The sequence below is a fragment of the Pseudoalteromonas sp. T1lg21 genome, assembly GCF_002964625.1.
GTDB lineage: Bacteria > Pseudomonadota > Gammaproteobacteria > Enterobacterales > Alteromonadaceae > Pseudoalteromonas > Pseudoalteromonas gelatinilytica.
The window spans coordinates 381,693-393,703 of record NZ_PQBX01000004.1 but is presented as its reverse complement, the minus strand read 5'-3'; the positions used below and the strand labels follow the sequence as shown (position 1 = coordinate 393,703).

Sequence of the window (12,011 nt, the reverse complement as noted above, 5' to 3'; positions counted from 1 at the left end):
TTTAATACGCCCCTAATTTAATGAATTTTTACAAACGCTTTATGAGTTGATCTACTTTTGCCACAACAGGCCATGCTGATGATTGAAAATTCCCCAAAACAACTAAAATATAGCCTTTTTCTTGATACATATTTAACCTTGCTGTCATGCCTAAATGGGACCCATTATGACCAACAGTTGTATTCCCTGCTGAACTTCTCACAGAGAAACCATATCCCCAGTTTGGTGCATTTAGCTCAGGTTTTGCTGATAAGGCTTTATTAGAGAGTTCACGACTTACTAGTTGAGCATTTTGCATTGCCAGGGCGAATTTGTGTAAATCGCCTACAGTTGAATAACCTCCACCTGCAGGTCCCCCTTTTACCGATTGAAACATCAAATTTTCAGTTACTTGACCAGTTTCGACAGAAAACCAATAATTACGGGCAGTATTTTTAACAGGCACATCTAAGTCATAACTTCCGCTTTGTTGCATGTTAGCTTTTTTATATACATTTTCATTTATGTAATCATAGTAATTTTCACCAGTTACATTCTCAATCACCTGACCAAGTAGAACCATACCCGTATTGCTGTAACGCCATTCAGTTCCGGGTCAAATGTAGCATCAATTGAAGTGTATAAATGTTGGATATCTTTAAGAGAGCGCACCTTATTTTGTATCTCGTCATAGCCAGAAATATTACCAATCCCTGATGTATGGCTTAATAAGTGTCGAATCTTAATTTTGCTAAAATCACCTTTCCCTAAAATGCTTTTATCAATAAATTTAGTGAGCGGATCATCAAGCGATACTTTGCCACCTTCTATTAGCTGTAAGATAGCGACGCTAGTAAACATTTTGTTCATTGAGCCAATTTGAAACTTCGTTTCTAAGTTATTTTTCACATCATAGCGACGTGAAGCAAAGCCATATGCAGCGCTAAACAAAATGTCATTATTTTTAGCAAGTAATACCGTGCCAGAGAAACTACCTCTTTGCGCCAGTTTATCAGTATAAATTTTGATCTCCTCAATAAATTGTGACTCAGTTAAAGAGCCTTTTGAACCTTGGTTTTGTGGAGTTTCTTCAATAGACCACCCTGTTATTGCTTGAAATTGGTCATCATTAAAAAATAACACTACTTGATGCTGCATATCTGTATTCTTTGAATAAACTTTACTGATATGACGGATGCGATTAGTTGACGTATCAAGTTCTGTAGAAATAACACTCAACTCTCCATGAAAAAGCGCAACATTCATCGAATACCCAACATAACGGTCTTTACCTTTACCCTCCCAGCGAGCAAGAGAATTTGGCGAGAAGTTCTTTACTACAAATTTTTCGATCTTACCTAAATCTTTAGTGTTTAAAACCGTAATAAATTGACTTGCCAATTTGTTATAGTCTACCTCTTTCATTGCATGTGCTTTATGGCTAATAAAACACATAAAAAATATGAGCATTAGTAAATATCGCTTCACTTTACATTCCTTTTATTGTTTATTGAATAATATGGCGCTTGGCCTTTCGATACTTTTACTTTTGCGCATAACAAAAAGCGATGAAGTAGTGATTAAGAAAAGCTTAAGAAAACATTAAGCTGAAAATAACCAATAATAACAAATGGATAACTATCAACTTGAGTGAAAGTAAATTATCAAAACAATTTTTTCTTAATGACTCTTTAGTTAATTTTGAGACTGGCGAAATTCAAACAGATGGTAAAGTTGTTGTTTTAGAGCCTAAGGTGATGGCACTTCTTGAAGTATTTTCGCAAAAACCACATCAAGTGTTATCAGCAGAAATGCTTTTTGCTAATGTTTGGCCACAAGCTATTTTCAGTCCTAATTCAGTTCGCAGAAATATTGCTTTGTTAAGACAAGCGTTATCCGATGAAGAAAAGCACATTATAAAAACACACCCAAAACGGGGCTATAGTCTCGAGGCTGAAATACGTTTTCCTGATGAAAAAACGAGCACTCCATTAACAAAAATACATCAGATAAAAAATACAAAACTAGCACTCTTAATTATCCCTGCTTTGTTTATCATTATCTTCCTTTTCAATTTCCTTAACGAAGATAAACAGATTTCTTTAGAAGATCTTAAGCCTATTACTGCAAGCAATGAAAAAGAGCGTTACCTACAAGTTAGTCCTGATGGGCGTTTTATGGCTTACATACAAAATACCAATCGTCCTAATAAGCGAAGGCTTTTAATCAAAGATTTACAATTAAATTCATATAAAGAATTAAGTAAAGACTTAAAAGCGTTTACCTACCTTGCATGGGATACAGATACAAATACGCTTGTATATTCGTTTCAAGATGAAGGGAGTATTTCATTCAATCGACTGCAACTAGATTCAGAAGCGAACGTGATCAGCGAAGAAAAACTCTTTTCTCGTACAGATATAACCTGGAACAGCTTGTTTTTTATAGATGAACAAGAAAACCTTTTCTATTTAGCAAATCAAAACAGTTCCGAACACAGCCGTAATGTAAGCCTATATCAACATAACTTGATTACTGGCCATTCTTACGAAATTCTTCAACCAAGTGATGATTTCAAGCCCTACAAGCTCGCTTTATCACCTAACCAGAAACAATTAGCGATAATTGGCTTCAATGAAGATGCAATCTCGGAGGTAAAACTATTAAATTTATCGAGTTTTAACCTTGAATCAGTCGGTGAAATTGATCATAACTGGCACTTTATGACTTGGTTTAACGATGGTGAGTCTTTGTTATTGAGTAATGGCAGTGAGTTAAAACAACTTGAATTAAACGGCCAATTAACGACTCTTAATTTTAAAAGCTATAACTTTTTGATTTATCCACAAATCGTTAAGGACAAATTGTATTTTATTGAGGCTAAGTCTGATCAAGATATTTTGATTAGCGCTTTAGATTCACTCTCTACTCCTATAAAAATCGTAAACTCAAATACCATTGATAAAGAAGCTGCACTTTCACCTGATGAAAAACTCTTCGCCTACATGTCAATGAAAAATGGACTTCCACAACTTTTTATTAAACATATTGAGACTGAAGAAGAACAATTATTGTTCGTTAACACTGAGCAAGAATATGCTTTATCAAAACCATTATGGGACCCCTCTGGAACACGTATCGCAAGCAGTATAAATAACAAACCATTTCTTATTAAGCTAGAGGAAGACCAGTTCGCAATCGAATGGTTAAATGGAATCATTGGGTATCCAATCGGGTGGTATAAACAGTCAGATGCTATTTTGTTTGTTGATAAGAACACTCACAATGATGAAATAGTTAAATTTGATTTAGTTACTGACGAAATAGTGTCATTAAAAACGCAATTGAAAGATAAAGATATTTTTTTAAATCATAACGACGAATTACTGAGTTTTTCAAGTGGCCAAGTAATGACTGCTTCTGGTACCAATCTAATTGATAATACGCATTTTATTTCAAGCATTTACCCAATTAAAAATGGCTTCTATCTTCAATACAAAGAAAACGACTCTAGGACAATGAATTTTTACGATTATGAACTTGGTGTTCAAAATTTAAGTATTGATTTTGAAAAGTTTTGTGCGGATTTCTGTAGTCAAATAACTGCTATAAGCGGTAACACTATCTTACTCAAAGAACAAACTGATACAGCAGATATTTTAGTTTTGAATATTACATTAAATAAATAGCTTCAATCGTAACTAGCTGATCTAGAGTAAGTGTTTTCAACCAAACTGATCACATCAGTACATAAATAGCATTCACAAAACAAAGCTTATTGTGTTTGAAAGTAATTTTCAGACACTCTCCTCTCTAATTTTCACTACTAAATCGCTGAGAATTGAGTAATTACTCTATAGATTAAATTTCTTCATCTATCAGTTTTAATTTAATCGTTTGTTTAGCTTATAGGAATATTTTAAAGTTCACTCGTTGGCAAGAAACACCAACTTATTCAGAGGAAAACTATCATGTTAAAAACACTTGTAACCACTATTGCACTTAGCTCTTTATTAACTTGCTCAGCGATGGCAGTAGCCGATCAAGCTGATTATAAACTGATGGTTATTGAGCAAGCTCAAACTAACGATAATGCAACAAGCCAATACGAAACTGCCTTCAACCGCTGTGCATTAAGCGTTAAAGAAAAGAATTTTTCAGAAGCGGAAAGCCTGTGTACACAAGCAATTTCACTTCTAAGTACAAGTAAAGTACCTGGTTACAAACGCCGCGAATTAACATCGTTTGCGCTTAGTAACCGTGGTGTTGCACGCATCATGTCTGAAAACGATACTGCTGCACTTTCTGACTTTTATGAAGCAGTGCAAATTTCAAAAAATGAACTTGTTAATCACAACTTAAGCCGCGCAAAACAAAACTTAGCGCTGTAAAAGTTCCCCCAACCAAATTGTTGTCGAAAGCCCGGTTCTTGTGTGTTCTGACCGGGCTTTTTTTGCCTGTCATATTCTCATCTATAAAATACTTTTCTTCACCTAACGAGTGCGAATATCTCGTTTGTCAGTTTTATACCCTGTTTTCTAACTTTATAGAGTAAGCATATTGCTTACGCTAACAAGGAGAAAACAATGTTTAAATTAAATCTTAAACCCTGCCTATGGTTAATATTATTTGTTTGTTCAAATTTTGTATTCGCCAACAACAACGACTTTAAACTCATGGTTGTTGACGATAACGCAAGCTCAAAAGCAATTATGCAAGGTAACTTTGCTAATTCTTTAGAGACGATGAACGATGCTAACAACTATATCGTGCCATTTAATCGTTGCGTTGTGAGTGTGAAACTGAAGCAGTTTGATAAAGCTGATCAAGATTGCTCACAAGCAATCGCGATGCTAAAAAAAGTCAATGCTCCACACTATAAGCGTAATGAACTGACGTCTTATGCATTAAGTAATAGAGGTATTGCCCGACTAATGGCAAAAAATGATACGGCGGCCATTGCTGATTTTTATGAGGCTGTGCAGCTCAATAATAACGAGCTGGTGTCGTTTAACTTAAATCTCGCTAAACAGGAATTAAAATTGTGGTAATAAGTCATCAGGCTAAAAGAAAACCAGCCATGTCGGCTGGTTTTCTTACATCAATTACCTTTTAAGATTTATCTCTTGGCACAAAATCAAGCACGGTAGCATTAATGCAGTATCTGTCTTTACCTCTTGGCCCTTCACCTGGAAACAAATGCCCTAAGTGAATACCTGAGCTTTTTGATTTAAGCTCAATGCGTTGCATGCCATAACTATTATCTTCATGCATAGTTACACTGTCTTTTATCGGATGAGTAAATGAAAGCCAGCCGGTGCCTGAATTAAATCGATCTCGGGTATCAAAAAGTGGCACTCCACTTAACTTATCAATAAAAATCCCGTTAGGTGTATTTTTAAAGATATCGTATTGTTTACAAAATGGACTATCTGTTCTGGCATGAAATGCCACTCTAAAGGCTTCACTGTCACCCAGTTTAAATGCACCTAAGGCTTTGTAAAATTCATCTCTACTAACATAACCTTGTCTCCCATACACTTCTTCGCCGTTTTCAATAAATAAGAGTGTGGGTGTCGCCCATGTTGGGGTTTTAATTGTTAAACCATCGAGCTGATCAGCATGTCGAAAGGTCATAGGAATTGTTCCCATGTACTCATTTGCGACGTCTTTTTTAAACTTTTCACAATAAGGACAATAGCCTTTAGCATCAATCACCACAATTTGCTTGCCGGCCAATAAGGCTGTGTTATCAACATGCTGTTTTTTTACTGGCGTGAATACAACGCCTGTTGAATGATCCGGGCAATAACCATTCGGGTTTTTCTTTAAATAATCTTGATGGTAATCCTCTGCAGCATAAAACGCATCAAGTGGTTTTATCACAGTTACAATCTTGCCATACCCTGCTGCCGTTAATTTGCTTTGGTATTCACCTTTAAGTTTATTAGCAATCTCGAGTTGCTCGTTATTACTAACCAAAATTGTTGAGCGGTATTGAGTACCAATATCATTACCTTGGCGATTTAGCTGTGTTGGATCATGATTTTCAAAATAATGCTTTAAAAGTGATTGTGTTGTTAACTCGTTACTGTTGTATGTGACTTTAACAACTTCTGCATAATTGTTTTCATCAAAGCGCCGTGAGCTACGTGTTATATTCTTGTAGGTCGCTTTAAATCCATGCCCATCGGCATAACCTGATACAGCATCTAACACGCCATCCAGTGCTTCGTATCGTTTTTCTGCTCCCCAAAAGCAACCAGAGCCAAGCACAATCGATTCAATATGCCCTGTTGCGTTATCTTGCATTGTGTCAGCTTTAATTGGGCTGGTGGTAAAAATGGCACTGCAAGTAAATAGTGTCAGTAACATCGACTTAATTGTCATACTAATTTCCTCTTAAAAGCCTGTATTTAAAGCAGACCGAGCATAAGCATTAATAATTTCAGCTTAAACGCATGCAAACAGCTATTCACCGCTAACAATTTAACTCTTAACCTTATTTACGGTAAAACACAGCTTTTTAACATTGGGATATTAAAAAATGAAAATTGCACACAGCTTGTCTGCTATTGCATTAGGGTTAACACTTGCTACGCAAGTGAATGCCGCAGAGTTCACTTTTGCAAAGTCAATTAAGCCAAACGACACCACCTTAGTTTTATTTTTAGACACTGATAGTCAAGTTGCTAACTTTAATTATTTAAAGCCAGAAACCCAAACTCACCTAAATAAGGTCATTGAGTTCAGCGATTTTAAAGCAGGTTATGGCAAAACATTAGAAGTCATCGCTCCTAATGGCAGCGACCACCAGCGCATCTTACTTGTTGGCTTAGGAGAACAGCCAAAACTAGATGCAGCAAAAATGGCAAAACTCGGTGGTAATGTTCACGCTAAATTACAGTCTGCTAAACAAGCAACCGTAAGCCTAGATTTTTCAGAACTAAAAGACAGCGCAATCAATGCTAAATACGCAGCTGAATTTGCACATGGTGCGAATTTACGTGACCACCGTTTTGAGCAGTACAAAAAAGAACAAGACAGCCATGTTGTAAACTACACTGTCGACGTTGAAAATTTAGACCAAGCAGTCAAAACCCATAAATTACTACAACACATTGAACAAGGTGTATTTTTAGCACGTGATTTAACCTCTGAAGTTGCAACAGAAATGACGCCTGCTGACTTTGCTAAAGCGGCAAAAGAACTTAAAAAGCTGGGTGTTAAAATTACTGTTTTAGAACCTAAGCAAATTAAAAAGCTAGGCATGGGTGCACTTGAAGCAGTTGGCCGTGGTAGCGAAGAAGGTTCACGTTTAGTTGTTGCACATTATCAAGGGAATAAAAACACCCCTATCGCATTAGTAGGTAAAGGTATTACGTTTGATTCAGGTGGCTACAGCCTTAAAACTGGTGCTTCAATTGCCCGCATGAAATCAGACATGGCAGGTGCAGCTGCAGTACTGGGTACAGTTAAAGCAATGGCACTGGCAAAAGCAGACACAAACGTTGTTGCTGTCATGGGCATGGCTGCCAACATGGTATCGCAATTTGCTGTAGCGCCGGGTGATGTTGTAAGAACAGCCGAAGGTTTAAGTGTTGAGATTGTAAATACGGATGCCGAAGGCCGCTTAGTACTGAGTGATGCAATGTGGTATGCCCGCGATAAATTCAAACCAAGTATTATGGTTGATGTTGCAACACTAACGGGTTCTAAGATTGGTGCTGTAGGTAATGACTATGCGGCTGTATTCTCAGCTGATGATACGCTTGTTGAGCAACTAACTTTTGCGGGTAAGCAAGTAAACGAAAACCTTTGGCGTTTACCGCTCGGTTACGAAGATGCATTAAAGTCTGATATTGCTGATCTTAAAAACATCGGTTCACATGGTCCAGGTGCAACCACAGCTGCAAGTTTCCTACAAAACTTTGCTGGTGACACGCGTTGGGTTCACATTGATATTGCTGGTAACGCGCTAAACTCAAAAGCGAAAGATGAACTTGCTGAAGGTGGTACAGGTTACGGCGTACGTTTATTGTCTAATTGGTTATTAAATAACGCAAATTAACCAAGTTAGTCATCGGCCAAGCGGTTATAACCGCTTGGCTATCTTGATTTTTTCTAATTAACGCTAAAGACGCATTTACATCATCAACATCCAGCCTATATGCTAATAAGCATCAAGGGATAATAATAAGATTGATACGCAATGACGACCGATAGAACACCCAAGATTATGGCGCTCACGACACACAGCATCTTTTTTGATGCCTATGAAACAGGCAGCGACACACTAACAACCCAAAAGAAAATATGGGCTTTAGCACAGTACTGTCAAAGCAGTGATGACTTTGTTGATATAGTCCCCGCCAATAATAACTTAACGCTTTACCTTAAAGAGCCCGCCCAACTTGCTGGCTGGCTGCCACGATTACTAGATCAATGGCATGAACTTAAAGCCAGTGACTTCAATTCGCGTCATCATAAACTCGCGACACGTTATGGTGGTGGATATGGACCAGATATCGCACATGTTGCTAAACATCATAATCTGTCTGTCGATGAAGTTGCTCAAATGCACAGTAGTGCCAAATACCATGTGTTGTTTCTTGGTTTCAAACCCGGCTTTGCTTATTTAGACGGACTAAACCCACAATTATTTACCCCTCGTCATGCTGAACCAAGGCTCTCGGTTCCAAAAGGGTCTGTTGCTATTGGCGGCGAACAAACCGGCATTTACCCAGAAAGCTCTCCTGGTGGCTGGCAAATTATTGGTCATACAGATTTTCGCCTATTTGATATTAATGCAGCCTCGCCCTGTGCGATAGAACCCGGTGATACTTTGGAGTTTGTTATTCAGGAGGTGTTAAAATGATCACCATCATCAAACCTGGCATGCAAATGTCTATACAAGATCAAGGGCGAACAGGCTCTCGCCATTTAGGCATTGGTCAATCTGGTTGCATTGACCCTTACGCGCAGATTATTACAAACCGTTTAGTCGGCAATGATGATAACAACCCCGTTATTGAAATTACATTAGGCCTTGCGGAAATTCAGTTCGATAACGATTACTACATCGCACTGCACGGCACAGATATGAAAGCCACCGTGAACGGCAATGCTGTTGAGCCTGGTTGGAGCTTCTACATAAAAAAAGGCGATGTACTAAAACTCAATGCTGCGCGCCATGGGTTTCGAAGTTACCTTGCTATTGGCGGGGACTGGCATTTACCAGACCCAATATTGAATTCTTACTCAACTGATATTTCAGCGGGATTTGGTGGCTTGACTGGTCAAGCTTTACAAGCTGGCGATAGTTTTGAGGTTACCCCTAAGTACAATACTAAAGTTGGCTTAGGCGCTATGCTACCGCCAAAGAGTACGCAAATACGTATTCATGCGGGACCTCATGCAGCACTGTTACCAAAAGACACTATCGTTAACTTTATTAATCATTCATGGCATGTATCGCCAAATAGTAACCGCATGGGCACAAGGCTATTAAGTGATGAATGCGACATTCGTCACACTGTTTCATTACCCTCTATGGCCGTTGCGCCGGGCTGTATTCAATTACCGCCAAATGGTGAACCCATCGTGTTATTAAATGATGCGCAAACGACAGGTGGTTACCCATTACTAGGCACAGTGATCGAAGCAGATCTTCGTCATTTTGCACAATTAAAACCTGGAGACTTCTTGCACTTTAAGTTTGTCACACTTAAAGAGGCCCATGCAGCACAAGAAAAGCTCACTGCACACTTAAATCAACTAGCGATAGCACTAAACTATATTAACAAGTAAGCCTAAATACTTTTTAAAAATAGCGAGCAAAGAAAACCTTTGCTCGCGTTGCCTTCACCACTTGTCTATACATTTAAATAATAAAAAATTCACATAACCCCTTGCACCAAACTTGTGCAGCGTTGATAGTAATAATAGCCTTTGTTACGGGTTCTATATCAGCCTATTTGTGTAAATCAAGCATTTAAACTGCTCATCCTTTAAACAATTACCCCATACTGGTGCAAAGCCGCCGCTTAAGGTGCATATTTTATTCTTAATTAATTAAAAAACCTGTGTGACTTAGGTAATTATTTCTGTTAAAACAAACATTCGCAGTTATATAAATTCTGTTAACTGCGCACATATTTGGAATGAGGAGTCACTATGTGTTCAATTTTTGGGGTATTAGATATTAAATCTGATCCCGTCCAATTGCGAAGTCAAGCAATTGAGATGTCAAAACTTTTAAGACACCGCGGGCCAGATTGGTCAGGGGTATATTCATCAGATAAAGCTATTTTAGTGCACGAACGTCTAGCGATTGTTGGCGTATCAAGTGGTGCACAACCTTTGTACAACCCAGAGCGTACAAATATTCTTGCGGTTAACGGTGAAATTTATAACCACAAAGAGTTAGCAGCTAACTTAGAAACAGATTTTACTTTTCAAACTCAGTCTGACTGTGAAGTTATCTTAGCTTTATACAAGCAAAAAGGCCCTGAGTTTTTAGATGATTTAAATGGTATTTTCGCCTTTTGTTTATACGACGAAGAGCAAGATGCCTACTTAATTGGTCGTGACCATATCGGTATTATTCCGCTTTATACGGGTCACGATGAACACGGTAACTTTTATGTTGCCTCAGAATTAAAAGCATTATCGCCAATTTGTAAACATATTGAAGAATTCCCGCCGGGTCATTTCTTATGGAGCAAAGATGGTCAACTTCGTAAGTACTACAGCCGTGATTGGCAAAGCTTTGATGCGGTTAAAGACAACGAAGCTAAAGCAAGCGATGTAAAAGAAGGCCTAGAGGCAGCAGTTAAACGTCAATTAATGTGTGACGTTCCATACGGTGTTCTATTATCTGGTGGTTTAGATTCATCTGTTATTTCAGCTATCACACAGCGTTTTGCTGCAAAACGTATCGAAGACAATGACGAATCAGATGCGTGGTGGCCAAAACTGCATTCATTCTCTGTGGGGCTTGAAGGGTCGCCAGATTTAGCAGCTGCACAAAAAGTGGCTGATATGATTGGCACGGTTCACCACCCTATTCACTTTACTATTCAAGAAGGCATTGATGCCCTTCGTGAAGTGATTTACCACATCGAAACCTACGATGTAACAACCATTCGTGCCTCAACGCCTATGTATTTAATGGCACGTCAGATCAAAGCCATGGGTATTAAAATGGTGTTGTCGGGTGAAGGTGCTGATGAATTGTTTGGTGGTTACCTTTATTTCCATAAAGCGCCAAATGCACAAGAGTTCCATGAAGAGCTTAACCGTAAAGTGTCTAAACTACATATGTTTGACTGTTTACGTGCTAATAAATCAATGGCAGCTTGGGGCGTGGAAGCACGTGTACCATTCTTAGATAAAGAATTTGTAGACGTAGCAATGCGTATCAACCCTGAAGCGAAAATGTGTAAAGACGGTAAAATCGAAAAGCACATTATTCGTGAAGCATTCGACGGCTATCTACCAGAAGAAGTGCTATGGCGTCAAAAAGAGCAGTTCTCTGATGGCGTAGGCTATAACTGGATTGATACGTTGAAAGAGTACGTGAGCGAGCAAGTAAGCGATCAAGACCTTGCTAATGCTAAATACAAATACCCGATCAATACGCCAGATTCTAAAGAAGCGTATTTCTATCGTAGTATTTTCGAAGAACACTTCCCTGGCGATGCAGCAGCTAAATGTGTTCCGCACGGCAAATCGGTTGCTTGTTCAACACCTGAAGCACTGGCTTGGGATGAGTCATTCCAGAACAATGCTGACCCTTCAGGTCGTGCTGCGGGCGTTCATAACGACGCCTATAAGAAGTAATGTTTTTGTGCTGCAAATCTTGTGTTTGCAGCACTTTCCTCTGAATTAAAATAATTTGATTTGAAATAATACTGTAATCAAATAATTATTCCCACCTGTAAAATCGTTCACAAATCCGTCAAAAACACATAAAAATGGCTTTTATTCGCCTATTTAGTGCTTAAACCATTTACATTTATTTTCGAACT

Annotated in this window: 10 protein-coding genes; 7 read left to right on the top strand and 3 right to left on the bottom strand. The window is 38.3% G+C overall.

Annotated elements, in window-relative coordinates; genetic code table 11:
* Window positions 1-28: 28 nt before the first annotated feature.
* Both C2M25_RS22175 and C2M25_RS22170 read right to left on the bottom strand, forming a co-directional pair.
* Window positions 29-562, bottom strand: coding sequence for a serine hydrolase domain-containing protein (locus C2M25_RS22175; RefSeq protein ID WP_105180487.1), 534 nt, complete (start codon window positions 560-562; stop codon window positions 29-31).
* On the bottom strand, window positions 541-1,404 hold the full coding sequence (locus C2M25_RS22170) for a serine hydrolase domain-containing protein (RefSeq protein WP_158679673.1): 864 nt from the start codon (window positions 1,402-1,404) through the stop codon (window positions 541-543). Before C2M25_RS22170 ends, C2M25_RS22175 begins: the two co-directional genes overlap by 22 nt.
* Window positions 1,405-1,625: 221 nt before the next feature.
* Between C2M25_RS22170 and C2M25_RS04265 the strand changes: the two genes are divergently transcribed.
* The 3 genes from C2M25_RS04265 (at window position 1,626) to C2M25_RS04255 (ending at window position 5,030) form a co-directional block, all read left to right on the top strand.
* A complete protein-coding gene (locus C2M25_RS04265; RefSeq protein WP_105180485.1) occupies window positions 1,626-3,668 on the top strand; it encodes a winged helix-turn-helix domain-containing protein in 2,043 nt (680 codons plus the stop codon).
* 282 nt (window positions 3,669-3,950) lie between these two features.
* The gene (locus tag C2M25_RS04260) at window positions 3,951-4,370 is read left to right on the top strand and encodes a hypothetical protein (protein ID WP_063705413.1); all 420 of its coding nucleotides are present in this window, start codon (window positions 3,951-3,953) and stop codon (window positions 4,368-4,370) included.
* 195 nt (window positions 4,371-4,565) lie between these two features.
* Entirely contained in the window at window positions 4,566-5,030 is a 465-nt protein-coding gene (locus C2M25_RS04255) for a hypothetical protein (protein WP_105180484.1), read from the top strand.
* A gap of 61 nt (window positions 5,031-5,091) precedes the next feature.
* Here C2M25_RS04255 and msrA read toward each other — a convergent pair whose 3' ends face one another.
* Window positions 5,092-6,369, bottom strand: a complete 1,278-nt coding sequence (gene msrA, locus C2M25_RS04250; protein WP_105180483.1) for a peptide-methionine (S)-S-oxide reductase MsrA — start codon at window positions 6,367-6,369, stop codon at window positions 5,092-5,094.
* Window positions 6,370-6,526: 157 nt separating this feature from the next.
* Between msrA and C2M25_RS04245 the strand changes: the two genes are divergently transcribed.
* The 4 genes from C2M25_RS04245 (at window position 6,527) to asnB (ending at window position 11,823) form a co-directional block, all read left to right on the top strand.
* Window positions 6,527-8,050, top strand: a complete 1,524-nt coding sequence (locus C2M25_RS04245) for a leucyl aminopeptidase (protein ID WP_105180482.1) — start codon at window positions 6,527-6,529, stop codon at window positions 8,048-8,050.
* A 141-nt stretch (window positions 8,051-8,191) separates the two neighbouring features.
* The gene (pxpB, locus tag C2M25_RS04240) at window positions 8,192-8,857 is read left to right on the top strand and encodes a 5-oxoprolinase subunit PxpB (RefSeq protein WP_105180481.1); all 666 of its coding nucleotides are present in this window, start codon (window positions 8,192-8,194) and stop codon (window positions 8,855-8,857) included.
* Window positions 8,854-9,789, top strand: a complete 936-nt coding sequence (locus C2M25_RS04235) for a biotin-dependent carboxyltransferase family protein (protein ID WP_105174090.1) — start codon at window positions 8,854-8,856, stop codon at window positions 9,787-9,789. Before pxpB ends, C2M25_RS04235 begins: the two co-directional genes overlap by 4 nt.
* Before the next feature lie 366 nt (window positions 9,790-10,155).
* Window positions 10,156-11,823 (top strand): asparagine synthase B, encoded by a 1,668-nt coding sequence (asnB, locus tag C2M25_RS04230; protein ID WP_063705432.1) that lies wholly within the window; start codon window positions 10,156-10,158, stop codon window positions 11,821-11,823.
* Window positions 11,824-12,011 lie beyond the last annotated feature (188 nt).